Here is a 22,301-nt window from a genome sequence, read left to right on the forward strand (position 1 = left end):
GTGTGTTTAAAACATATCGTAATCGTTAATAGAGCTGGTGTCAGGCTGTATTAGTGCCTCTGTGGGTGTTTTGTGGTTTAGTGGATTGAGGTACACTACAGGGGCTTGCTGATCTTCCAGCTCGTTGTTCAGATGCAGCACCACTGATTTAAAGTCGGCAGCTCCTTTTGCTCCAATCTTCAGACAATAGGCTAATGCCTGCGCTGCAATAACCGGTTGGCAATGCTGCGCCACCTGTATCAGCAGCAGTAACTGGTCGCGTATGTAACGAGGTTTATCCTGCCGGATGGCAGAGATGAACCTGCCGGCAGCTTCAGCATCACTGACCAGTGAGCAGAACTGGTCTTCCAGCTCCTGTATAGCAGGACTCTTGTCACGGCGATGATCATTGTTAATAATTTTCTCTCCGCTGCCAGAGCTGATCAGATGGCGGCAGAGTTCCTGGTGTTCTAAATTATAGACAACAATGCAGGTGCCTTGCCTTGCCAGCAGCACCTGGCTGCCGCGTCCCTGATAGGTGCTGGAAGGTAAAGAGTAGAAGTTGCCTTTATAGGAGAAGCTGTTGTCTTTACGAACGGCATAAAGCGTTCCTTTAGGCCCTTGCAGTACCAGTGGCGTATAAGGATGAAGCAGGGATTTTTCTATGATCCATTCCTGTATGGGCTGTTTGCGGGTGGTACTATGGGGTAACTCATTGGCTGTTCTGCTTAGCCAGGCCAGTGCTTCTGCATTCAGGGTATCTATATCGCTAAAGGAGCGATTATACAGGAAGTTCTGTTTTACGTATTTTACGACGTTCTCTACCTTTCCCTTGCTTTCCGGATCGGATTTACGGCAGAAGTGCAGCTTGAACTTACGCTGGCTGCTATAGGCCCTGAACTGTTCAGTAAGGATCAGATCTCCCTTATTCTCATCTACAATGAACAACCTGTCCTGATCGTATACCACTGTATCAGGCAGTCCCTCTATAAAGGCAAAGGCATGCTCATGGGCTTCTATAGCGGTGATGGCAGTGAAGGGTTCCTGTGAGAAAAAGACGTACTTATACCGGGATCTTGACAGCACTAGTGTAAAAAAGTATACTTTAACCCTACCACCCTGTGTGTTACGCATATTGTACTGCCCAAAGTCGACCTGTGCCTGCGCTCCATAAGGTGTCTCCGGCACCATCTCATACACCCGTACCCCTTCGGTTTTCACTAACTGGTACCGCTGGCGTACACGGGATACGTAATTAAATACGGTTCTCACAGATACGGAAGGCAGATCAGGGTAATGTTCTTTCAGCCAGTCGTGCATCTGTGCCGATGAGGTGTCGGGATACTGCTCCAGCTTCAACTTTATAAACACTTCGTAGCGATCCAATATACAATCCTTTTCTACCCCACGTTGCAGTATCTCCTCGTAATCACGGTCATCCTCTACCACCAACAGGCGCTTTACAGTACGCCAGTTTAAACCCAGGTGATTGCTGATGTAACTGATGGAAAATCCTTCTCTCGATAATCTGTGTACTTCGTGATACGTCATAAGCTTCGATAAATACGGTGTCAGCGCCATGAATGGGGTATTGATTAACCCACAAAGCTCTGCACTCTTTGTTGCCGATTTCTCTGCACCGTTGTTGCCGAAAACTATGTATCAGTTGTTGCCGATTTCTATGTATTCCTGATTGCCGAAAACTGTGTAGTTGTAGTTGCCGATTACAGGTTTGCTGCTCCTGCGCCATGGTGGCTGTTAAAACGCCTGTAAACGCCGTTAAAAGGATGAGTTTTTAAGCTACTTGTTGCATTTTTCATTGTGTTCTGTTTTGCGATGTTTTCAATCATGATTTGAGTAATTCAAGTGAACATGCATGATCTCAGAGCCTGCATGATGCTTGGAGTGGATCAATTAATATTCCTTGCCTTAAAAATGTACAATGCTGGACATTCAGGCAATGGTATGTGTACGCTTGTCTACAAAAGCCTTCATATTCATTGATTATTAATGTGATCGGTTGTTCCTGGCAGACAGGTTGAACCGGTTGGGCAACATTTTTATACAGGTATTATAAAATCATTTTTATGCGTGCAATATGGAGCGGGGCCATCGGCTTTGGGCTGGTGAACATACCCATCAAATTATACAGTGCCATACAGGAAAGTGATCTTGACCTGGATATGTTGGATAAAAAGGATCACTCGAATATTAAATTCCAGCGAATCAATGAAAAAACGGGCAAAGTAGTGCAATGGGCCAATATTGTAAAAGGCTATAACCTGGATGGCCATTATGTGGTATTGACGGAAGATGATTTTCTGAAAGCCATGCCGGAGAAAACGAAGAGTATTGATATCATGGCTTTTGTAAAAGAAGCAGAAATTGATCCTATGCTGTATGAAACGCCCTATTATATTGATCCTGATAAATCGGGCGCCCGCGCCTATGCTTTTTTGTGGAGTGCACTGCACAAAACAGGCAAGGTAGGCATGGGCAGTTTTGTATTGCGTAGCAAGGAAAGCCTTTGTGTGATCAGGCCAGCGGAAGATGTGCTGGTGGTACAAAAGATCCGCTTTCAGGAAGAGGTGCGGGATACTGGCAGTCTTACGATCCCCAAGCTGACGAGTAAACCCAGTGAATTGAAAATGGCTTTATCGCTGATCGATCAGCTGACTGAAAAGTTTGACATTAGCGCCTATAAGGATACGTATGCAGACAAATTGATGAAACTGATCAAGGCAAAGGCCAAAGGTAAAAAAGTGACTGTTCCGCATATGAAGGTGGTCCACTCCAGGGGCAAAGACCTGATGAGCCAATTGAAAGCCAGTTTGGATACGAAGAAAAAGAGGGCGTCGTAGAAGGCAACGAGGCATTGAGGCAACAAGGCAACGAGGAAAAGAGGCGGTGAGGCAACGAGGGATTGCGGTAGCAAAGCAGCGTAATTTTTGCGTATAGGATAAATTAAAGTGTTATGGTAGTAAAAGAACAAGCAGCTAAAGAAAGCATGGTGACGATCAATAAGCGTTCGCTTAAGCTTACCAACCTGTCGAAGATCTATTTCCCGAAGGAAAAGATCACGAAGGGGATGTGATCGCTTATTATAACGCGATGGCGGATTATGTGCTGCCCTATCTGAAGAACCGGCCATTATCGTTGAAACGAAATCCCAATGGTATTGCGGATAAAGGGTTTTACCATAAAGATGCGGCTAAAGGTGGACCCTCCTGGCTCAATTCGTTTGGTGAATATGCTGAGTCTAGCAATAAGGTGGTCGATTACATTGTTTGTAACGAGAAAGCCACGCTGATCTACCTGGCCAACCTGGGCTGTATTGAAATGAATCCCTGGAACTCTACTACACGCTCACCGGACAAGCCTACTTACCTCATGATCGATATTGACCCTTCGGACAAAAATACGTTTGACCAGGTGGTATCGGTAGCGCAAGCTGTACAGGAGATCTTGAACCGGGCAGGGGCCATCAGTTATTGCAAAACCTCGGGGGCTACGGGCATACATGTGTACGTTCCCTCGGCGCTCGTTATACGTATGAAGTAGCCAGGAATTTGCGCACATTGTGGCCACGCTGGTACATGAACAATTACCGGGTATCACTTCGCTGGAAAGGTCGTTGCGCAAAAGGGGTAATAAGATCTATGTGGATTACCTGCAAAATTCAAAAGGACAAACGCTGGCTTCGGCCTATAGTTTGCGTCCTGTACCGGATGCATCGGTGTCGACTCCGCTCCTTTGGAAGGAGGTGAAAAGTGGCCTGCATCCTTCTCAATTCACTATTTATAATATTGAAAAACGGGTAAAGAAATTGGGTGATCTATTCTACATGGTGCTGAAGAAAGGGAATAACCTGAAAGGGTGTTTGAAGAATTTGGGATATTGAATCGGCAATCGAAAATCAGCAATGCGTTTGCTTGGAATGGATGCGAAGAGGTGACACCTTTCGTTTTTCGCAGTAAGGAAAGGTGTCACCTCTTCGGTTAGGTAACGATCTTATTAGGGCGTTGGTGGAGTATGTAGAATAATAAACCGCCCATGACGGGAACAGAAATGGTGATGATGAGCCAGAACATTTTTTGATAATACTTCAAATCATGTGCTGCGATCACATCCCATATTGCCCATATCCAAAAGATACCTGCCAATAAAAAACCTGTGTACATGATATAGGTTCCTATTTCATTGTGTGGCATAGTAACAAGGCCAATCAATATCAGCGCTGTGCTGATCATTGCCAGTATGAATGCGGGCCGATTTATATTTTTCATACCCTTATTTTTAAGGATATGGGTACCAAAGTTATGCCATCGCGCCTGCTGGTCTGTTAAACCCAAATAGCTTGCTATTGGTATTGTTTTTCCCTGACAACAAATCGCTTATGATCTGTGCGGCAATGAGACTAAAGGTGATACCGTTGCCGCCAAATCCCAATGCAAACCAGGTATGTGGACGTTCGGGAATATGTCCAATATAAGGCAATCCATCTCTGGTGCTGGCAAAGGTTCCTGCCCAGGCAAAATCAGTACGGAAGGGGATCTGTGGAAATAATCTGGCAAATGAAGTTTCCAGTTGCTTTGTTTTACGTGGCAGACTGGCATCGCGCTTGGCCGGATTGTAAAGGGGTCATCTTTGCCGCCTACGAGTATGCGTTGATCGGCAGTTATACGCATGTACAAATAAGGATTGGCGGTTTCCCATATCAGGGCATTCTGGTGCCAATAATCAGTGGCATTGAATGGTTCGCTGATGATGGAATAGGTAGAATGGAGTTTCTCTATTTTTTTAGGAAGGTATTGGTGTGATTCATACCCGCAAGCAATCACCAATTGTTTTGCTTTTACCTTATAGCCCCACTCGGTTTGGAGTACTACACCGTTTTCTTCAAAATCAAGACCTGTTACGAGGGTATTGTCGTATACCAGCATGCCTTTATCCTGCCCATGTTTCAGTAGGGCATGTGTGAGTTCGTAAGCTTCGACGGCGCCACCATCGGCCGACAGGAGGCCGGCTGGTTTGCTGAAACCGAACAGGTGACTGATCTCGGTTTCAGATAATAACTGGAGGTTAAAGCCCGCTCTTTTTCGCAGGAGGTATTCTTTTTCCAGGCCCTTCACATCATTGTTGTAACTGGCAAACTGAAAGCTGGGCCGAAGTGTAAAGGCAGATTTGGTGGGTAATTGCTGACATACCTCTTGCAAATCATAAATGGCTTGCCGGCAAAGGAGGTAACTCAATACGGCATTTTTTTCGCCTACCAGTGGAATTAACTTATGGAGGGGGTATCAATTTCGTATTGAAGGAGGGATGTGCTGGCGGCGGTACTACCCATTCCGGCATGGCGGCGATCTATTATCACGGGCTGAATACCTTTTTGGAGGAGGTGCCATCCTACGAGGGCGCCGGTAATACCAGCACCTATGATGGCTACATCCGCTTTCTGGTCTTTTCGTAAGGAAGGATATACATGACCGAGCCCATGCTTGAGTAACGCGTACGGTTTGTCTGACCGGAGATCCATAGTGTATTGAATTTTAAGTATCGGATTACGTATCGAGGTAAGAAGGTGGGATTTCTCTGGCTTCCTGCTTTACTACAAATACGGCTGTATCCTTGGGCCGGATGCCACTCCCTGATTCCACGGCATAACACTTGGTAAATTCTGCGCCAAAGTACAGGATCACGGAAGAGTAATACACCCACAGTAAAATGACAATTATGGTAGCGGCTGCGCCATAGGTAAGGCCAATATTAGACTTCGTGATATAAAAGCTGATGAGGAATTTCCCGCCCAGGAACAGGAGGGCGGTAAATAAAGCGCCACTGATCACTTCGCGCCAGCGGATAATGGCATCGGGCAAGACCTTAAAAATGATGGCAAACAGGGCGGTGATGAGGACCAACACGATCAGCAGGTTCAGGACATAGAAAATGATAATGATATTGTCTGGGAAAAAGCGCTCCAGTTGTTTACTTAAAGCATCGGCGAGGGTGCTTACGAGCAAGGATACCAACATGATAAAACCCAGACCTACTACGAGTGAAAAGGACAGGAGTCGGTTGGTGATGAATTTGAGCCATCCCTTTTTAGGTTTGGCCTTAACGGACCAAATGCGGTTGACGGAATCCTGGATCTCTGTAAATACCCCGCTTGCGCCAAACAATAACATGACCACTCCTATGATGATACCGGTTGTCTTAAATTGCGACAATTCAATATTTTTAATGATAGCCTGCAATTGAATGGCTGCGTCACTGCCAATAAATCCTTTTACCTGCCCGTATACTCTTCCCTGGACAGCTTCCCGTCCATAAAAGATGCCTACTAGGGATATTACAATGATGATAATGGGGCCCATGGAAAAGATGGTATAATAGGACAGGGAAGCGCTTAGCTTGAATGCATTGTCTTCTATAAAGGCCGACACTGCTTTCTTTAATATCCTGAAAAATGAATGGATGGACAGCATAAGGGGAAAGGGAGAAATAAACGTGCCGCAAGAGGAATGGGGAGGTGGTAGCAGAAAGGATCAATAATAGGTGGCGCTTGGGGAAAAGCATCTACAGAATGAGGCCAGGGAGGAAGTGTTTGGAGGGGCAACAGATTTTTATCGATAACCTTAAACATTATAACATGAGAAGCATCTTATATCTTATCGCTGTGATACTGGTTATTGGCTGGATACTTGGGTTCTTTGTATATAGCGCCTCGGGGCTAATCCATATACTGATCATTCTGGCTATTATTTCGCTGTTATTGGGATTGATCAGAAGAACATAAAGGTAGGCGGGTAACGTAGTCACCTGATTTAATCATGGGGTTGATCTTCCAAGTAAGGAGCTTTGGAGCCAACCTCATTTTTATGGGTAATACTCTGTTGCTTTTCAGGGAAAGCAGGTAATCTTCCAGGACAGGGTCACCATGGGTGTCGTAAGTTTTTACGAGTGTTCCTTTTGGCCGTCGCGGGTTTCGATGATGTATAGGATTACCTTTTCGTGGGCGGCAGAAAGGCCTTCAAAGTGGAAGAAATTCATCGCTTTGATCTCGGCCGGTTGGTACACCTGTTTTGTGAGTGAGGAGTACAGGCCTGTGTCGACCACCTCAAAATTGACTGTATATCCGCCAGTTACTACGGTATGGAGGCAGTTGGACAAACTTTTTAGGTAGGGTAATGGACCAGAATGCTCGGGCAACATGACTTCTTTTTGAAAGTATATGAAAATTTATTGCCAACTGACGGTTGGGTCTAAAGGGGGAAAAAAAGTCAACAATTGTTGATTATTGATTACTAATTACTGATTAATGGGGCAGCATTCCTGATTATTGTGGTTGCTGTTTTTACTGGGGCCTAAAAAGGCTGGTAGAAACCAGCCTCGTAAAGTCCAATGTGCCTTATGAAAAACTATTTTTTAATCTTTGAGTTGTATGCCATTAACTTATCGTGGTGTGTGCGGATGATGGGAAGCACCTTATTGATCCAGGCTCTTATGTCTTCGTCCTTTAATTCGGAGAGCGCCTTTTCGTAGTTACTGATCGTTTGTTCGTGTTTGTCCATCAATGCTTTCACCCATGCTTTGTTGAAATCGGCCGGTTTATCATTGCCGAGGTCTTTGAGCTGTTCCTTTGCTTTATCAGATTCTTCTGTGGGGATGCTGATCTTTTACTTTCGGCCAGTGTTTTTAACTCATTCAACGCGGTAGTATGATCAGCCTCCAGTGATTGAGCTATGTCTTTGAGTTCCTTATCAGTGGTTTTTTGAATGGCCAGTTGGGCCAGTTTGATCTCTGCATAATTGCCTGAAGTGGCTTCTACTACAAATTCAGCTTTATGTTCAGATGAATCGGTCTTGAACTTGTTGTCGTTTAACTCTTCGGCTACTTCTTTGCTTTCCTCGGGTTTGGTTTCATCCTGGCAGGCCGTTACCAGGCTACCTGCTACCAGGAAAAAGATGACTAGTGTAGTGACAAATTAATTATGAAACGTAGTGTTTAGAAAGTTTTTATCTGCGTCCTGCTGTGTAAACTTCCATTCGATGTCACATTTATTACGATTGCGCTTTTGCTCCAGGCGTGGATGTCAGTGATCAATTTTTTCTTTGATTCTATCCTGCCGCCGGTACACTGCCTATCCATAATATTGATTTCAATTTCTGCCATATTCAGCCAACTTGCATGTTTCGGGGTGTAAATAAATCTTATTCGCTTCAGTATCCGGGAAGCTTTTTGATGCCCCATTGTTTCATAAAAGGAACGTTCAAAATGTGTATTTAAGTTGTCCACGACTAACTGTATGTAATCGGCTTCTGGAAAATGGTTGTTCAGCAGTTCTTCAACGAAGCAGGCAAAGTCCGCCTTTGTTCTTGTATCTGTTACCTTCACGATACGCTTTCCGGCTTTGGGTACAACTGCAACGAATATGTTACAGGTTCCTTTTCGCTTGTATTCGTAATCATACTTTTCCGGATTTCCGGGTTTGGCCGCTATCGGTGAACGGCTGTCCATTAATAACTGTTTACTTTTTTCATCCAGGCAGATCACCGGGTGTTTATCGTCATATGGCTGCTTGTAAAGATCCAGGAGCCGGTACATTCGTTTACGATATTCCGGGGTTATCTCCTGAATGCACCACATCTTCCTTAACCAAGGCTTACATTCATTTTTTTAACACCAGCCGCACACTTTCGCGGCTGATCTGTTCAAAACCGGGTTTGGACCGGATCACTTCTGTGAGTAAACGTATTGTCCAACGCTTTCTGCCTGCAGGGCACGGACCACAGGCTAATGAGGCCAATTCAGCTTCATGATCGCTTGTATACTTCACCGGCTGACCTGTACGACTTTCTTCCTCAATGGCCGCCTCTATCCCTTGCTCCAGATAACGATTCTTTGTGCGCCAGACCGTGATACGGTCGACTCCCAGGAACTCCTCTATCTCTGACGCCTTCTTCCCTTTGTGAAGAAGTAATAGCACATTAATGCGGTTATATCTGCGCAACCCCAAATCCTTACCTTGCTTTTTAGACTCTAGAAAGGATAGTTCTTTCCGGTTAAGCTTTAAGGATAATGCCATATTAGTGTCGATTTAGAGCACTAATATACAAAATGTTTCATAATTAATTTGTCATTACACTAGTTTATTTACAGTATTCTTCATGTGTTGCTTGTTTGTATAAAAGATGTTATCAATTATGGTGAGTTGCTAGTGGCAAATTTTTTCCACTTGCCATTTATCGTCCAGCAGTTTGCATGTCACGATGACGTTTAATGAGGTCATGTGATTCTTTTAAGGATGTTTTTTGTTTTACAATGGTCTGACGTGCATCTACATCCAAGGTTGCGTCGGATTCCAAAGCTTCCTGATAAGCTTTTTGGGCAGCATCTTCACCAAATTCACAGGCTGCTAATACGGATTTGCGGTCTTTCCCCGAGAAGGTAGCTTTAACGCTCATCCAGGTGCGGTAGATCTTGCCAGAATTTGTAGTGCTATCGGTATCAGCATTTCCACCTTTCTTTTGCACTTCCTGTATCAGTTCGGCTTTGTTTTGCCTGCTTTGATCGGCCATACGCCGGAAGAGTGTTTTCAGATCAACGTCTATATCTTTTGTTTCATTGATTGCTTTTTCATAACCCTCAATGCGGTCATTGTTGATGCGGATCAGGTCATTCAGTGCCTCCACCAGTTCTTCATTGTTTTGCATAACAAAATCATTTTATGGTTTACAGATAGTTATAAGATTAAAAAAATAATACCAATGAATGAGGGTTTAGCAAGCTTGGTTGTTTTGTAGAGGGAGTTCCTCGATAGCGTGCTGGTTTGTTAAGAAATGAGGGCGATCCTTCACCATAGTTGATCCACGAGATGGCATAAAAATTTAGTGATTATCTTTTATAAATGTAATAGCCGTATGAATACTATAAGCGCAATAGGAATAGCTGATCATGCCCTCGTTCGTACGTTCTGTGGTAGATTTTCTGATATGGATCATTTGCAGGAAGAGTTGCATGCAGAGAGTGGGTCATATAGGAGACCTGCCGTTAATATTGCAGAGACGGTGTCGGAATACTTGCTGGAACTGGCTTTGCCGGGCTATAAGAAAACCGACCTACAGGTGTTGATTGAAGGGGATATGTTAATGATTAGTGGTGTAGCTTCCTGTGTGCCTGAACATTATGAAGAGGTGTTGCATTTTTACAAGAAGGAGTTTTGTGTAGAGTCATTCACTCGAACCTTTTTATTACCAGAAGATATTGATACGGCTTCGGCCAACTTGGAAGAAGGGATCTTGTTTATTCATTTAAAGAAGGGGGCTGTCCGGATATTGCCTGTTAATGGGCCTGGTTATTCGGAATGCATTCCTATCCATTAAAACTGTTATATATGGCTACTTATTCAAAAGGTGCCCAGAAATCAGTTGCAAGCGCCATGCGCCGCAAGAAAAAGGGAACGCTGAAATCGGGTCAGGGAGGTAAGGGCGGCACCGTAAAGAGTAGCAAGCAGGCTATTGCAATTGGTTTGTCAGAGGCGCGCAAGAAAGGCGCCAAGGTGCCGAAGAAGAAGACATGAGTCGGCAGTGGCAATCGGCAGTCGGTCCCGCCTTGGCCTATCGTGTGGACACATTTTTGTATAGTTTGCGTGTTTAAACTATGCAAAAGAGAGAATTTACGGAATTAGACGACCTGCGTTTATTGTATCGTGGCAATAAGATTTTAGGGGATTTATTTAGCAAAGGTGTCCACTCGATCCGGCAGCTATCGTCTGATGAGTCTTCTGCCAAGGGGTTTTATCGTTTTTTGCAGAATGACCGTGTGAGTGAAGAAGAAATTGTCCGGAATCTGTCCGCTAACTGTAAAGCTGCCTGCCAGGATAAGTATGTGGTGTGTATTCAGGATACTACAGAAATAAACCTGAGCAGCCATAGCAGGCGGATTAAAAAAGATGAGTATATAGGTACCACCAATGCCAATAATAAAAAGGGTTTGGGTTTCCTGCTGCACCCCAGCCTGGTATTGGATGCTGTTGAAGGGATTCCTTATGGCTATGCAGATATCAAGGTCTGGAACCGGTCACTGGAGTTTAAAAGTAAACATGAGCGCAACTATAGTTCATTGCCGATAGAGGAAAAAGAGTCGTACAGATGGATAGAAGTGTCTAAAAACACCAAAGAGGCGTTGGGGGATGTAGTAAAAGGAATGGTCATTGTACAGGACCGGGAAGGTGATATCTATGAGCAATTTGCTGTTATTCCGGAAGCAGGGGCCGATTTACTAATCCGGGTAAGGACCAACCGGACATTAAAGGATAAAACAAAGTTATTCAGTTGTTTGTCAGATCATCCGGTGCAAGGCACTTATGAACTGGTTGTGGATGCTAAAAACGGCAGGAAGAAGCGAATTGCCCGAATGGAAGTCCGGTATAGAGAAGTGGAAATTAAGAGAACGTATGGTAGCAGCGAAGGAGTAGTTCCATGGGTTAAACTTTGGTTGGTAGAAGCAAAGGAAGTGGGTTATGAGGGATCCGATAAGATATGCTGGCGTTTGTTAACCACCCTGGCTGTTGAAAGCGCGGACATGGCAAAAAGTTGCATTGAGTGGTATAGCTGGCGGTGGATGATTGAAGAAGTATTTAAGATACTGAAGAAAGAAGGTTATAACATAGAAGCATCGGAACTGGAATATGCTTCCTCTGTGCGAAAGATGTGTTTACTGATTATGGAAGTGGTCATTAAACTGTTCCTGATGAGGTTGTCTTATGCAGAACCTGAAGTCGCCCTTGGGGCAGAGGCTTGTTTTAGTGAGGATGAACAATTGTTTCTGGAACACCAGATTATACGACTGGAAGGCAAAACGGAAAAACAAAAGAACCCATACAGAACTCAGGATTTAAAAAGGTTTGTATGGGTTATTGCAAGAATGGGCGGATGGAAGGGCTATGAAAGTAGAAAACACCCTGGTATTACGACCCTTTGATTGGAATACAATACTTTAAAGCTGCTTTCGATGCATGGATGATAATGAAAAATGTGTCCACACGATAGGCCAAGGGGCGGGATAAATCGGCAATCTTTTGCTTCGAGGAGTGGTGAGCAAGCGGGGAATTACACTATGAACAATTTATTTATTATATGGAACATCAACTGCGGTTGACGATTGATGGCCGAGAGCAAACGGTAATGCTTAACGAAATGGTGCACCCCATTCATTGTATGTTTCATGCAGTGTTTGAGGATGGTTATGAGAACATCTTTTTGTGGATGTGGAATATGGGCAATGGGTGGAACAGGATATGGGATTTACTGTATTGGCTGACATGATTGGTAAAAAGATAGATCAACTCTATTATTTTGACTGGTGTAAAAAAATGCTCACCTGGTTTGAAGAGCCGGAGAATGATAAGCACATTCGCTTTGGGTACCATGCAGATCATACGGCGGGCTACCTGGTGTATGAGATCTTTGCACCCAATAGGCGGTATATGTTTACGCTGGTGAAATTGCAAAGTCATGTTTGGCAGTTGTTCAAGATACCTGGTAGTGGGTGGGCCTATGACCAGGAGTATGTACAAAAGATACCCTTCATCCTGGATGAGATAGTAACCTGAGTCGTTTTACCTTAATAATAATGTATGAAGTGTTGTTGGATCCTATTGATAATGTTGGCTATTACAGGATGGTTGTCCTGTGGGGAAGGCAGTGTGCGGCAGGATGAAAAGCCAAAGGATTCGCAGATGGTGGCAGAGCATGTGGACCCTAGTGTAGTGACAAATTAATTATGAAACGTAGTGTTTAGAAAGTTTTTATCTGCGTCCTGCTGTGTAAACTTCCATTCGATGTCACATTTATTACGATTGCGCTTTTTGCTCCAGGCGTGGATGTCAGTGATCAATTTTTTTCTTTGATTCTATCCTGCCGCCGGTACACTGCCTATCCATAATATTGATTTCAATTTCTGCCATATTCAGCCAACTTGCATGTTTCGGGGTGTAAATAAATCTTATTCGCTTCAGTATCCGGGAAGCTTTTTGATGCCCCATTGTTTCATAAAAGGAACGTTCAAAATGTGTATTTAAGTTGTCCACGACTAACTGTATGTAATCGGCTTTTGGAAAATGGTTGTTCAGCAGTTCTTCAACGAAGCAGGCAAAGTCCGCCTTTGTTCTTGTATCTGTTACCTTCACGATACGCTTTCCGGCTTTGGGTACAACTGCAACGAATATGTTACAGGTTCCTTTTCGCTTGTATTCGTAATCATACTTTTCCGGATTTCCGGGTTTGGCCGCTATCGGTGAACGGCTGTCCATTAATAACTGTTTACTTTTTTTCATCCAGGCAGATCACCGGGTGTTTATCGTCATATGGCTGCTTGTAAAGATCCAGGAGCCGGTACATTCGTTTACGATATTCCGGGGTTATCTCCTGAATGCACCACATCTTCCTTAACCAAGGCTTACATTCATTTTTTTAACACCAGCCGCACACTTTCGCGGCTGATCTGTTCAAAACCGGGTTTGGACCGGATCACTTCTGTGAGTAAACGTATTGTCCAACGCTTTCTGCCTGCAGGGCACGGACCACAGGCTAATGAGGCCAATTCAGCTTCATGATCGCTTGTATACTTCACCGGCTGACCTGTACGACTTTCTTCCTCAATGGCCGCCTCTATCCCTTGTTCCAGATAACGATTCTTTGTGCGCCAGACCGTGATACGGTCGACTCCCAGGAACTCCTCTATCTCTGACGCCTTCTTCCCTTTGTGAAGAAGCAATAGCACATTAATGCGGTTATATCTGCGCAACCCCAAATCCTTACCTTGCTTTTTAGACTCTAGAAAGGATAGTTCTTTCCGGTTAAGCTTTAAGGATAATGCCATATTAGTGTCGATTTAGAGCACTAATATACAAAATGTTTCATAATTAATTTGTCATTACACTAGTACGCAGTTTCCAAGGCAACTGGTAGAGACAGACACTTTACAAACTGATGTGCATTTTGTGGTCAATGCCTTACAACGGGCTGAAGAAACGATTGCCTTAGCAGACCTGGGTATGCGGAAGGCCAGCCGGCCAGCAATAAAAGAAGTGGCGCAAAGAATAGGCCTTGACCAACGGCAATTGTACAGTGGATTACAAAAGTTGCAAAAGAAAGCTGCTAGTGATAGTATGCCCAACTATAATGATGGAAGTAGAAAGGAGTTGGCTCAGCTTTCGGGCAAAGCATTTGACGAGCAATGGGTGGAGAAGATGGTCACCTGGAATGCGGCGGGAATCAGCCGGTATGAAGCTGAATCACGAGCAGCTAAAGAAAAGGGTATCAAAAAATTGGTAACAGATGTGTTACCTATCCTAAAAGCGAATCAGCAACAATTGGAATCTTGCAGAGATAAATCTTAATGGCGATTAAGGTTTGTGTAGGGCGGCCGGGAGGCCGTCTTTTTTTGTGGCATTAGGTTTATAACCGATAACATAAAAAATATATGGAAAGAGATGGCAACTGTCAAAGTTTATGGCAATCTTCCCTGCCTGATTACCGGGCACGGGCCAATTATATTCCTGTAGGGATTCAGGATGTTTTGATCGTGGGTGGTGGTATTACAGGGATCAGTACTGCACTACGGTTGCAGCAATGGGGTAAGCAATGTGTGCTGGTGGAGGCGCATAATATAGGTTTTGGCAGCACGGGAGGAACGACGGCGCATCTCAATACTTTTATGGATAGCTCTTATGGGCAGATAGCCAAGAACTTTTCGGGGGAGGATGCACAGCTGATGGCTGGGGCGGTACAATCGGTTATTGACCTAATCAAGGGTAATATTGGGGCATTTGATATCCACTGTAAGTTTAAAGAGTTGCCTGGTTATTTGTTTTCGGTGAATGAAAAGCAAAGCACTGAACTGGGAGAGATAGTAACGGCCACTCAAAAGGTGGGAGTAGGGGCTGGGTTTATTAATGATTCGCCTTTCCCGATGCCTTATAAAGAGGTGGCTTTGTTTGAGAACCAGGCGCAGTTCAATCCACTTCAATATTTGTATGGGCTGGCTAAGGCTTTTGAAGAGGCAGGGGGCGTATTGTTGCAAAATTGCCGCATGCTGCATGCCACGAATAATGAAACGATTGAAGTGGTGACCACGAAAGGGAATATCAAATGCCGGCAAATGGTGTATGCCACGCATATACCTCCTGGGGTAAACCTATTGCATTTTCGTTGTGCGCCTTACCGGAGTTATGCCATTGCGGTACAATTAAAAGATGGGTATTACCCGGAAGGGGTAGCGTATGATATGGAAGATCCCTATCACTATTACCGGTGCCAGGAAGTGAATGGGGAGCAGTATCTGATTGTAGGTGGAGAAGATCATAAGACAGGGCATGAAGAAAATACGGAGGCTTGCTTCAGGCGGTTGGAAAGCCATGTGCGGAATTTTTTGAGGTCAAGGAGGTGAGTTACAGGTGGTCTTCACAATACTTTGAGTCAACAGATGGGCTGCCTTATATTGGTCACCTGCCAGGGCACCCGGATAATATTTTTGTGGCTACAGGTTTTGGTGGCAATGGAATGATCTATGGTAGCTTATCGGCTATTTTATTGTGCGATCTGATCGTGCAGGGAAACAGTCCATTGGAAGAATTGCTGGACCCCAACCGCATTAAACTGGTAGCGGGTTTTGCCAATTTTGTAAAAGAGGCGGCAGATGTGGTGGGAAAACTGGTGGGTGGCTTGTTTCCTGCAGAGCGATTGCCATTTCTGGCGGATATTGCTTTGGATGAAGGCCGTATAGTAGAATTTGAAGGAAAGAAAATGGGTATATATAAAGACACCGAGGGAAAGTATTTGCCATTGATCCGGGTTGTACACATATCAAATGCTCGGTTAAATGGAATGGGGCAGAAAAACATGGGATTGCCCTTGCCATGGATCGCGGTTCTCTTTTACGGGAGAGGTATTAACGGGACCGGCGCGGAAGAACCTGGCGGTATATGATATTAAAATGGGTAAGGTGATCTTATAAAAACGAATGGCAAATGGCTCTTTGTCATTTTCCTATGCACTGTCATTTACCACTCGTTGCTTTCATCAGGGCCTGTAACCGCAACAGCTTTGCCTCTGTTGCATTTTCTTCAGTATCTTATTCTTTAAAGATCTTAACGGCATTGGTTTGTACGCCTTCCACAGAAAGGTGGTAGTTGCCGGCTGCATAACGGGTCATATTCCATTCGATGGAATTGACGCCTTCGCGGCAGTTTTGTTTTTCCTTTCCATGATCTTACCGGATGCATCAGTTAGGAGTAGTACGATCTCTTGCCGGGCAGTGGACTGCCAGGTAAGCGTGAACCTATTCTTCACCGGGTTGGGGTATACCTGCATTTTTGCGAAGCCATTACCCGCCAGGGTATAGCGATGTAGTTGATCCAACTTGTTTTTGATCAGCCAGTTTGCGGCGGCATTGCTTTTGTCTTTGCCGGCGGCCTTCCAGTTGTATCCATCCCCTGTAAAGAGTGTGAGTTCATTTTCGTTGCCCGATAGTTCGGCATCGAGGTAATGAAACTGGAGAGTGGCCTGGAGGTTTTTGTTGTTGGCTGGCTGGATATCAAAGGTCCGGTTGGTGGCGGCTGAACTGCTGGTTGGTACAGGCGTATTGTGCCCGCGAATAATGCGGGTAAGGCCCAGGTTGGCAGGGCTGGTGATGGACACTCCGATATTGCCGGGATTGACCTGTTGTGGCGCCTGTAGTACAGCGGTTCTGGTGATGCTGCTTCCCGACCTGCCGATGATGTGTGATTCATTCCTTTCGCCAATGATATTACCCGAACTGTCGAGGTCGAGGGTATAATGATCCAGTTGCAGGTTGCCCTGGTTAAGCAACAGGTTGCCCGTAACCTGGATATCATGGGCTAGTTGAATAGGCTGGTTAATGGTCAGGTGGTGGAAGGCTGTTTTGCTATTGCCATTGATAAGCGCAGGCCGTTGGTTTAAATGGTCGGTAAAGATGACGGTACTATTGTCGGCAGTAAAATGCCCATTGTTGTTAAGGTCCAGGTTTTGGAAAACCAGGCGGGGGGCATCGAGGGCAATTAGATAAAGCCCTGGTGACAGGTAGACCTGCTTTTGGGCCTCGGCATTGGGTGTATTACCCAATAGCAGGAGTATTAGGCCATAAGAAACAAATATAGGTTTCATAATGAATCGCATGGATGATGAAAATTATTTGGATGCTTTTAGCTGGCGGAGGAGTTCTTCGACCTGTTTTTCCAACCGGCTGATCCTGCTTTGTTCGTTGGTATTGATCTCCTGCAGTTTTTCAATGATCTTTTGTTGTTCTTGTACAGCTTTTACGAGTGGTACTACAAAGGCGTCGTAGCTGAGGCTGTAGTGGTCTTGCTCGGTACGTGGTTTTATGATGCCGCTGAAATTGTAACCGCTGGCGTTGGCGGCTTGTTCCACTTCCTGGGCAATGAAGCCACTGCGGCGGATGCGGGCTGCTTCATCGTAGGATGTCTGAATGATGTTGCTGGCAGGGATGACCTGACCTTCTTTCTGTTCGTATTGGTTATCGAACCGTTTTACATCAAACTGGTAGGTAACGGGCTTGAGTTGGAGGATAAAATCAAGACCTTTTACATCATCCTGGATCTTGAATTTAAAACGGCCATCGGAAGGAGTCGTGAAGGGTACCTGGCCTTCAATGACGGTTACGGCGGCATTGCCGATCCTTACTTTGTTGGAAGCATCCACGATGGTATGGGCGCCAAGGGCAGTGGCATTCACAATGGGAATGAGTTGATCGGGAACGTTGGCCCTATAGCCAATGGCGGTATTGTAATCACCGGCATTGTTGTTTAAAAGGGCTGCCATTCCCATGGCTGTATTACCATTGCCTGTTGCCGTTTGAAGCGCAGCGTGTCCACTGGCAGTATTGTAGGAGCCAGTACTGTTCTGTGTTAATGTGAGGAAACCTACGGCGGTATTTTGGTTGCCGGTGGTGTTAAGTACAGCTGCGGCTACTCCCAGGGCGGTATTCATCTCTCCAGTAGTATTGCTGTTGAGAGCTTTACTACCAAGGCCGACATTGACGCTGCCGGTTGTGTTAGACTTTAGTGCGTCGTAGCCAACGGCCGTATTGTCAACGGCTAAGGCACTAACGCGTAAAGCATTGGCGCCAATGGCGGTATTTCTGCTACCGGTATTGGCGTTCAATGCCTGTATGCCGATGGCGGTATTGTATTCGCCCATGCCGTTGTTAAGCAGGGTTTGGTAACCTACAGCGGTATTGGCATGTCCATTGGAGTTCAGGAGTGATTCGTATCCAACGGCTGTATTGGCGTTGCCAGAACCGGTGCCTAGTGCCTTGTAGCCATTGGCTGTATTGAAGGAGCCGAGGGTGTTTTTATGCAAGGATAGATAACCGGTAGCGGTATTGCCGGCGCCTTCGGTATTGCTGTACAAAGCCTGGAAGCCGAATGCGGCACTGCTATTGCCTTCGGTATTGGAGTACAAAGCTTGATAACCCGACGCTGTATTGTGGGAGCCGGTGGTATTCTTGTAGAGGGATTGGTAGCCATCGGCGGTATTTTCTTTACCGGTAGTGTTGGAATAGAGGGCACCGGCTCCGAGTGCTGAGTTTCTGGTGCCATCGGTATTGCGGTATAAGGAAATATGTCCTATACCGGTATTGCTATAGCCTCCTTTGTTGTCGTGGAGTGCGCCTGCGCCTACGGCGGCATTGGCATAACCGGTAAGGTTGTGGTATAAGGCAGCTTCGCCGGTAGCTGTATTGGAGAGGCCTTCTTTATTGGAATAAAGGGCCTGGAAGCCGGTTGCGGTATTGGCAAATCCGGTGGTGATATTATAGAGTGCCAGGTTGCCCAGTGCGGTATTGTTGATGCCGGTGGTTAGAATTTGCCGGTATTGTAACCCCAGGTGGCATTGTTAAAATGCTGGTCGATGAGGCCGGATGGTTTATCGTTTACGCGGATGTGTAAATGGACATCATCGATGGTGCCGAGGAAGCTGGTGCTGTCGGTACCGGTATTGCCATCTAATAGCCAGGCATTGCCGGCGGTGGAACGGGCGGTGGTATTGCTGGTAGCTATGGCTTGCCATTGCTGGCCGGTATGGTACCAAAAGGAGTGTGTAGTGGTATCATATACCAATAGGCCCTGGGTAGGGGGATTGCATTGCGTGCAGTGGTGCTCATGCGTGGGATGAGTACGCCCTTATTGGCGGATTTAACATCAAGAATGGCGTTGGCGTTGGGTAATGTTCCATCTGCATTGATGGCTAGATTTTGGGTATAACCAGTAGTCAAGAATGCCAGGCAGCATATGGTAATGCTGAGGAGAATTTTTTTCATAAACCGATTAACGTTTAGCGTTTATGATTTTGATAAATGGTATTCATAGGGTAGAGCATGCAGTGGCCACTGCATGAAGGTTGTTCATGGGAATGCTGGTTCCTGCACAGGGAAATGGTGACGTGGGGATACGGTATTAATTGTGCGCAGGTGGCAAAGAATCCACGCACTGGTACCTTTGAGGGTCGCTCTGGTTACAGGTAATAGAAAATAGGATACCCGTGGTTATCCGGATAAACACAGGTAGAGGATGAGCTGTAAAAGTATTTAATTTTATTTAGAAGGTAGCGAGTATAAATACTTTAATTTATAAGGAGTTGTGATTTTTAATAATTATATAATATATCACAAGCTCGTATAGGTGTAAATGTTCATGTTTTAGAGTCCGGAAAATTGGAAAGTCCGTAAGCCTGGAAGAAAAGCATTTAGGTAGTTTCGGCAGGCTTCTGATAACCTGCCCAATTCAAGTGTGTTGGTAAGTTAAATTCCCTTGGCTGTTTTTCTTTTGGTGATGAAGGCTTCAAACTCGGGCAGGGAGAAACTGCTGAGATTGCGATTGGCGGTGAGGCCACCTTTCTGGGCTGCAAGTACGCCATAACGGCAATCATTAAAACCTTCGATGGAGTGGGCATCGGGGTCTACTGAGAGCAATACATTTTTTTCGAGGGCATAGTCAATCCAGCGCCAATCGATGTCGAGCCGGCGTGGGTGGGCATTTAATTCGATGACGACGTCATTGGCTGCGCAGGTGTCGATGATGGTTTGATGGTCGAGGGGATAACCAGGCCTGCTTAACAGGAGGCGGCCGGTCATGTGGCCGAGGATGGTGGTGTAGGGGTTTTGAATGGCATTCATAACGCGCATCATAGCCTTCTCTTCGGTCATTTTGAGGTTGGAGTGTACGGAGGCTATGACGAGGTCGAAAGTGCCCAGGATGGCATTGGAATAATCGAGGGCACCGTCGTTGAGGATGTCGCACTCAATGCTTTTGAATATCCTGAAAGGGGCGAGCTTCTTATTCAGTTCTTCTATATAATGGTGCTGTTCTTTGATCCTTTCTTCAGAAAGGCCCTTGGCATAGAAGGCGCTTTTGCTGTGATCGCTGATGACGAGGTATTCAAATCCTTTGTCGATGGCAGCTTTGGCCATTTGCTCGATGGTATTGGCTCCATCGCTCCAATCGCTGTGGCTGTGGATGATGGCTTTGATGTCTTCAGGTTGGATGAGTTGACCAGGGTTTGGGTTGGATGAGAGAATGCTTGCTTTCTCGCGCCTGGCTGGTATTATATAGGGTATTTGGGTATTGGTGAATATTGCTTCTTCTGATGTGTAGGTAGCGTTGGTATCCCAAGCGGGCAAGGCTTGCCATGCCTGCGCAAACTCTTCGCTGCAAGAAGTGGTGAATAGTATTTTATAGTACAGGTTGTCGGGAGCCTGGTAAAATTTGAGGGGATATTCTCTTGTCCCTTTACGGTTAGGATGGCATCGGTAGTTTCGAGGGTGTTGAAATTGTTTGCTTCCAGGAAGGTCTGGAGGTCTTTTAACACAGTAGTGGTTACCCAGGCCAGTTGGTTGATGATTTCTTGCTGGCGGCGAAACTCGCCGGTGATATCAAACTTGTTAGCGGGGAATTGGGCACGCAAGGTTTTTCAACGGCTAAGGAATAGGCTTCGGTATCTGCAAACAGGTGGCTGCCCTGGCTGCGCATATAAAATTCGATGGAGTCCTGTACGTTCTTCTGGGTCTTCTCTCCAAAGCCTTTGTACAGGGTGAGGCGGTTTTCGTTACAGGCATACAATAGCTCACCAATGGATTCAACACCCATCTCTTTCCAGATGGTGGCGATCTTTTAGGGCCAATGCCTTTAATGGATAACATCTCTATAATGCCTGGGGTGTTTTTTCGATGTACTCTTCCAGGACTTTCAAACGGCCATCGTTTTGGACGATTTCGAGTATCTTTTTGCCTACAGAGTCGCCAATGCCTTTGATAGAGAATAGCTCACTGGGCGGGGTGTTGACCAAGTCCTGTGTCATTTTTCGATATTGAAAGCTGCCACGGAATAGGTTTTGGACTTAAAACTGTTTTCTCCGTGGATATCCATGATTTTGGACAGGAGGTCGAATTGGTCGGCTATATAGGTGTTGTCGATGGTCATGGGGCAAATGTAATAAATAGTGGTAAGTGGTGAGTCGGCAATCAGCAGTTGGCCATGTGTTTGCCTGGAGGGGTACAAGGCTAACGCTGGGGGAAGAATATAGAATTTAGAAGATGGTATACAGAATACAGGAGGCAGCATACAGTATGGAATACAAGGGGCAAAGTTTGGTGCTGTATACTTGCATTCAAGCTGAAATGCTGGTGGGGCGTGGGTTTGGGGCAGTAGGGTATAGACAAAAAAAAAAAGTCCCGGATAAATCCGGGACTTTGATATTTTCTGCGTTTCAAAGAAGTTATTTCTTTTTTGCAGCTTTTTTAGCGGCTTTCTTCTTTGGAGCGGCTTTCTTTGCAGCTTTTTTAGCGGCTTTTTCTTAGTTGCCATGTTTTGCGAATTTAAAATGGTTAGTAAATAAATTTACAACCATAAAAATATAAACTAATTTGAAACCGCCAAAATTTTTTTACATTTTGTAAGAAAAATTTATTATGCTACTGGAAGTACGCTTACTACTGTTTTATCATTTTTCGTCTTTCTGAATTCCACTACACCGTCGTTTAAGGCAAACAGTGTGAAATCTCTTCCTACGCCCACATTTTTACCAGGATGGTAAGTAGTGCCACGTTGACGAACGATAATGTTACCGGAAATAGCAGGTTGACCACCATAAATTTTAACTCCCAGGCGTTTGCTCTGTGAGTCGCGGCCGTTCTTTACGCTACCTTCCCCTTTTTATGTGCCATGATAAATTAATTTGAAGATTTGAAAATTTGAAGATTTGAAAATTCTGGCTGCTCATTTTCGC

Annotated in this window: 25 protein-coding genes and 6 pseudogenes; 12 read left to right on the forward strand and 19 right to left on the reverse strand. The window is 45.2% G+C overall.

Annotated features, from left to right (window positions below; translation table 11 throughout):
* Positions 1-6: 6 nt before the first annotated feature.
* Positions 7-1,560, reverse strand: a complete 1,554-nt coding sequence (gene istA, locus RS881_RS17380; RefSeq protein ID WP_315814078.1) for an IS21 family transposase — start codon at positions 1,558-1,560, stop codon at positions 7-9.
* 506 nt (positions 1,561-2,066) lie between these two features.
* Here istA and ku point away from each other — a divergent pair.
* The 3 genes from ku to ligD (RS881_RS17395) all read left to right on the forward strand — a co-directional run bounded on the left by ku (position 2,067) and on the right by ligD (RS881_RS17395) (position 3,880).
* Entirely contained in the window at positions 2,067-2,840 is a 774-nt protein-coding gene (gene ku / locus RS881_RS17385) for a non-homologous end joining protein Ku (protein WP_315822230.1), read from the forward strand.
* Positions 2,841-3,069: 229 nt separating this feature from the next.
* Positions 3,070-3,540: a non-homologous end-joining DNA ligase LigD gene (ligD, locus tag RS881_RS17390; RefSeq protein WP_315822231.1), complete on the forward strand. Its 471-nt coding sequence runs from the start codon at positions 3,070-3,072 to the stop codon at positions 3,538-3,540.
* 19 nt (positions 3,541-3,559) lie between these two features.
* A complete protein-coding gene (gene ligD / locus RS881_RS17395) occupies positions 3,560-3,880 on the forward strand; it encodes a non-homologous end-joining DNA ligase LigD (protein WP_315822232.1) in 321 nt (106 codons plus the stop codon).
* A gap of 97 nt (positions 3,881-3,977) precedes the next feature.
* Here the strand turns inward: ligD (RS881_RS17395) and RS881_RS17400 are convergent, their stop codons facing one another.
* The 5 genes and pseudogenes from RS881_RS17400 to RS881_RS17415 form a co-directional block, all read right to left on the reverse strand.
* Positions 3,978-4,265: a PLDc N-terminal domain-containing protein gene (locus RS881_RS17400; RefSeq protein WP_315822233.1), complete on the reverse strand. Its 288-nt coding sequence runs from the start codon at positions 4,263-4,265 to the stop codon at positions 3,978-3,980.
* A gap of 31 nt (positions 4,266-4,296) precedes the next feature.
* The gene (locus tag RS881_RS59565) at positions 4,297-4,587 is read right to left on the reverse strand and encodes an NAD(P)/FAD-dependent oxidoreductase (RefSeq protein WP_350340223.1); all 291 of its coding nucleotides are present in this window, start codon (positions 4,585-4,587) and stop codon (positions 4,297-4,299) included.
* 89 nt (positions 4,588-4,676) lie between these two features.
* A pseudogene (locus RS881_RS59570) lies at positions 4,677-5,231 on the reverse strand (NAD(P)/FAD-dependent oxidoreductase); the annotation flags it as partial.
* A 29-nt stretch (positions 5,232-5,260) separates the two neighbouring features.
* The gene (locus tag RS881_RS17410; RefSeq protein ID WP_315822235.1) at positions 5,261-5,515 is read right to left on the reverse strand and encodes an FAD-dependent oxidoreductase; all 255 of its coding nucleotides are present in this window, start codon (positions 5,513-5,515) and stop codon (positions 5,261-5,263) included.
* A 25-nt stretch (positions 5,516-5,540) separates the two neighbouring features.
* Positions 5,541-6,464: a YihY/virulence factor BrkB family protein gene (locus RS881_RS17415; protein WP_315822236.1), complete on the reverse strand. Its 924-nt coding sequence runs from the start codon at positions 6,462-6,464 to the stop codon at positions 5,541-5,543.
* A gap of 164 nt (positions 6,465-6,628) precedes the next feature.
* Between RS881_RS17415 and RS881_RS17420 the strand changes: the two genes are divergently transcribed.
* Positions 6,629-6,775 carry a lmo0937 family membrane protein gene (locus tag RS881_RS17420; RefSeq protein ID WP_119054256.1) on the forward strand — a complete coding sequence of 49 codons (147 nt, stop codon included), beginning with the start codon at positions 6,629-6,631 and terminating at the stop codon, positions 6,773-6,775.
* A gap of 158 nt (positions 6,776-6,933) precedes the next feature.
* Here RS881_RS17420 and RS881_RS17425 read toward each other — a convergent pair whose 3' ends face one another.
* The 4 genes and pseudogenes from RS881_RS17425 to RS881_RS17440 all read right to left on the reverse strand — a co-directional run bounded on the left by RS881_RS17425 (position 6,934) and on the right by RS881_RS17440 (position 9,692).
* Positions 6,934-7,149: a hypothetical protein gene (locus tag RS881_RS17425; protein ID WP_315822237.1), complete on the reverse strand. Its 216-nt coding sequence runs from the start codon at positions 7,147-7,149 to the stop codon at positions 6,934-6,936.
* Between the two features lie 248 nt (positions 7,150-7,397).
* Positions 7,398-7,945 (reverse strand): annotated as a pseudogene (locus RS881_RS59575) (DUF4142 domain-containing protein).
* Between the two features lie 22 nt (positions 7,946-7,967).
* A pseudogene (locus RS881_RS17435) lies at positions 7,968-9,064 on the reverse strand (IS630 family transposase).
* A gap of 157 nt (positions 9,065-9,221) precedes the next feature.
* A complete protein-coding gene (locus RS881_RS17440) occupies positions 9,222-9,692 on the reverse strand; it encodes a ferritin-like domain-containing protein (protein WP_315822238.1) in 471 nt (156 codons plus the stop codon).
* Between the two features lie 207 nt (positions 9,693-9,899).
* Between RS881_RS17440 and RS881_RS17445 the strand changes: the two genes are divergently transcribed.
* From RS881_RS17445 to RS881_RS17460, 4 genes are all read left to right on the forward strand, one after another.
* On the forward strand, positions 9,900-10,361 hold the full coding sequence (locus RS881_RS17445; protein WP_315822239.1) for an Hsp20/alpha crystallin family protein: 462 nt from the start codon (positions 9,900-9,902) through the stop codon (positions 10,359-10,361).
* An 11-nt stretch (positions 10,362-10,372) separates the two neighbouring features.
* Complete coding sequence (locus RS881_RS17450; RefSeq protein WP_315822240.1) at positions 10,373-10,558, forward strand: DUF6496 domain-containing protein; 186 nt, start codon at positions 10,373-10,375, stop codon at positions 10,556-10,558.
* A gap of 80 nt (positions 10,559-10,638) precedes the next feature.
* Complete coding sequence (locus RS881_RS17455) at positions 10,639-11,961, forward strand: IS4 family transposase (protein ID WP_315818148.1); 1,323 nt, start codon at positions 10,639-10,641, stop codon at positions 11,959-11,961.
* Positions 11,962-12,241: 280 nt separating this feature from the next.
* Positions 12,242-12,592 (forward strand): hypothetical protein, encoded by a 351-nt coding sequence (locus tag RS881_RS17460; protein ID WP_315822241.1) that lies wholly within the window; start codon positions 12,242-12,244, stop codon positions 12,590-12,592.
* Positions 12,593-12,760: 168 nt separating this feature from the next.
* On the opposite strand, the pseudogene RS881_RS17465 reads toward RS881_RS17460, so the two are convergent.
* Positions 12,761-13,860: pseudogene (locus tag RS881_RS17465) on the reverse strand (IS630 family transposase).
* A 112-nt stretch (positions 13,861-13,972) separates the two neighbouring features.
* Between RS881_RS17465 and RS881_RS17470 the strand changes: the two are divergent.
* The 3 genes and pseudogenes from RS881_RS17470 (at position 13,973) to RS881_RS17485 (ending at position 15,996) form a co-directional block, all read left to right on the forward strand.
* Complete coding sequence (locus RS881_RS17470; protein WP_315822242.1) at positions 13,973-14,380, forward strand: DUF4142 domain-containing protein; 408 nt, start codon at positions 13,973-13,975, stop codon at positions 14,378-14,380.
* Positions 14,381-14,463: 83 nt separating this feature from the next.
* Positions 14,464-15,524: pseudogene (locus tag RS881_RS17475) on the forward strand (NAD(P)/FAD-dependent oxidoreductase); the annotation flags it as partial.
* A 337-nt stretch (positions 15,525-15,861) separates the two neighbouring features.
* Positions 15,862-15,996, forward strand: coding sequence for a Rieske 2Fe-2S domain-containing protein (locus tag RS881_RS17485; protein ID WP_315822245.1), 135 nt, complete (start codon positions 15,862-15,864; stop codon positions 15,994-15,996).
* A 194-nt stretch (positions 15,997-16,190) separates the two neighbouring features.
* Here RS881_RS17485 and RS881_RS17490 read toward each other — a convergent pair whose 3' ends face one another.
* From RS881_RS17490 to RS881_RS17520, 7 genes and pseudogenes are all read right to left on the reverse strand, one after another.
* Complete coding sequence (locus RS881_RS17490) at positions 16,191-17,165, reverse strand: T9SS type A sorting domain-containing protein (protein ID WP_315822246.1); 975 nt, start codon at positions 17,163-17,165, stop codon at positions 16,191-16,193.
* Positions 17,166-17,189: 24 nt separating this feature from the next.
* Entirely contained in the window at positions 17,190-18,482 is a 1,293-nt protein-coding gene (locus RS881_RS17495) for a tail fiber domain-containing protein (protein WP_315822247.1), read from the reverse strand.
* Between the two features lie 395 nt (positions 18,483-18,877).
* Positions 18,878-19,338, reverse strand: a pseudogene (locus tag RS881_RS62575) (phage tail-like protein).
* 480 nt (positions 19,339-19,818) lie between these two features.
* Positions 19,819-20,697 carry a PHP domain-containing protein gene (locus RS881_RS17505; protein ID WP_315822249.1) on the reverse strand — a complete coding sequence of 293 codons (879 nt, stop codon included), beginning with the start codon at positions 20,695-20,697 and terminating at the stop codon, positions 19,819-19,821.
* Positions 20,622-20,981 carry a hypothetical protein gene (locus tag RS881_RS17510; RefSeq protein ID WP_315822250.1) on the reverse strand — a complete coding sequence of 120 codons (360 nt, stop codon included), beginning with the start codon at positions 20,979-20,981 and terminating at the stop codon, positions 20,622-20,624. Before RS881_RS17510 ends, RS881_RS17505 begins: the two co-directional genes overlap by 76 nt.
* Before the next feature lie 237 nt (positions 20,982-21,218).
* Positions 21,219-21,374: a hypothetical protein gene (locus RS881_RS17515; protein WP_315822251.1), complete on the reverse strand. Its 156-nt coding sequence runs from the start codon at positions 21,372-21,374 to the stop codon at positions 21,219-21,221.
* Positions 21,371-21,574: a helix-hairpin-helix domain-containing protein gene (locus RS881_RS17520; RefSeq protein WP_315822252.1), complete on the reverse strand. Its 204-nt coding sequence runs from the start codon at positions 21,572-21,574 to the stop codon at positions 21,371-21,373. Before RS881_RS17520 ends, RS881_RS17515 begins: the two co-directional genes overlap by 4 nt.
* Positions 21,575-21,642: 68 nt before the next feature.
* On the opposite strand from RS881_RS17520, the gene RS881_RS17525 reads away from it, so the two are divergent.
* Positions 21,643-21,873: a hypothetical protein gene (locus tag RS881_RS17525; RefSeq protein WP_315822253.1), complete on the forward strand. Its 231-nt coding sequence runs from the start codon at positions 21,643-21,645 to the stop codon at positions 21,871-21,873.
* A 109-nt stretch (positions 21,874-21,982) separates the two neighbouring features.
* Here RS881_RS17525 and RS881_RS17530 read toward each other — a convergent pair whose 3' ends face one another.
* On the reverse strand, positions 21,983-22,180 hold the full coding sequence (locus RS881_RS17530) for a 50S ribosomal protein L27 (protein ID WP_315824520.1): 198 nt from the start codon (positions 22,178-22,180) through the stop codon (positions 21,983-21,985).
* Between the last annotated feature and the right edge of the window lie 121 nt (positions 22,181-22,301).

This window comes from Paraflavitalea speifideaquila, assembly GCF_032395985.1.
GTDB classification, from domain to species: Bacteria; Bacteroidota; Bacteroidia; order Chitinophagales; family Chitinophagaceae; genus Paraflavitalea; species Paraflavitalea speifideaquila.

Bases quoted from the DNA above. Each gene is read 5' to 3' on its own strand.
- istA (WP_315814078.1), bottom strand. From the start codon at position 1,560: ATGGCGCTGACACCGTATTTATCGAAGCTTATGACGTATCACGAAGTA.
- ku (WP_315822230.1), top strand. From the start codon at position 2,067: ATGCGTGCAATATGGAGCGGGGCCATCGGCTTTGGGCTGGTGAACATA.
- RS881_RS17400 (WP_315822233.1), bottom strand. From the start codon at position 4,265: ATGAAAAATATAAATCGGCCCGCATTCATACTGGCAATGATCAGCACA.
- RS881_RS17410 (WP_315822235.1), bottom strand. From the start codon at position 5,515: ATGGATCTCCGGTCAGACAAACCGTACGCGTTACTCAAGCATGGGCTC.
- RS881_RS17415 (WP_315822236.1), bottom strand. From the start codon at position 6,464: ATGCTGTCCATCCATTCATTTTTCAGGATATTAAAGAAAGCAGTGTCG.
- RS881_RS17420 (WP_119054256.1), top strand. From the start codon at position 6,629: ATGAGAAGCATCTTATATCTTATCGCTGTGATACTGGTTATTGGCTGG.
- RS881_RS17440 (WP_315822238.1), bottom strand. From the start codon at position 9,692: ATGCAAAACAATGAAGAACTGGTGGAGGCACTGAATGACCTGATCCGC.
- RS881_RS17445 (WP_315822239.1), top strand. From the start codon at position 9,900: ATGAATACTATAAGCGCAATAGGAATAGCTGATCATGCCCTCGTTCGT.
- RS881_RS17450 (WP_315822240.1), top strand. From the start codon at position 10,373: ATGGCTACTTATTCAAAAGGTGCCCAGAAATCAGTTGCAAGCGCCATG.
- RS881_RS17455 (WP_315818148.1), top strand. From the start codon at position 10,639: ATGCAAAAGAGAGAATTTACGGAATTAGACGACCTGCGTTTATTGTAT.
- RS881_RS17485 (WP_315822245.1), top strand. From the start codon at position 15,862: ATGGAATGGGGCAGAAAAACATGGGATTGCCCTTGCCATGGATCGCGG.
- RS881_RS17490 (WP_315822246.1), bottom strand. From the start codon at position 17,165: ATGAAACCTATATTTGTTTCTTATGGCCTAATACTCCTGCTATTGGGT.
- RS881_RS17515 (WP_315822251.1), bottom strand. From the start codon at position 21,374: ATGACACAGGACTTGGTCAACACCCCGCCCAGTGAGCTATTCTCTATC.
- RS881_RS17525 (WP_315822253.1), top strand. From the start codon at position 21,643: ATGGAATACAAGGGGCAAAGTTTGGTGCTGTATACTTGCATTCAAGCT.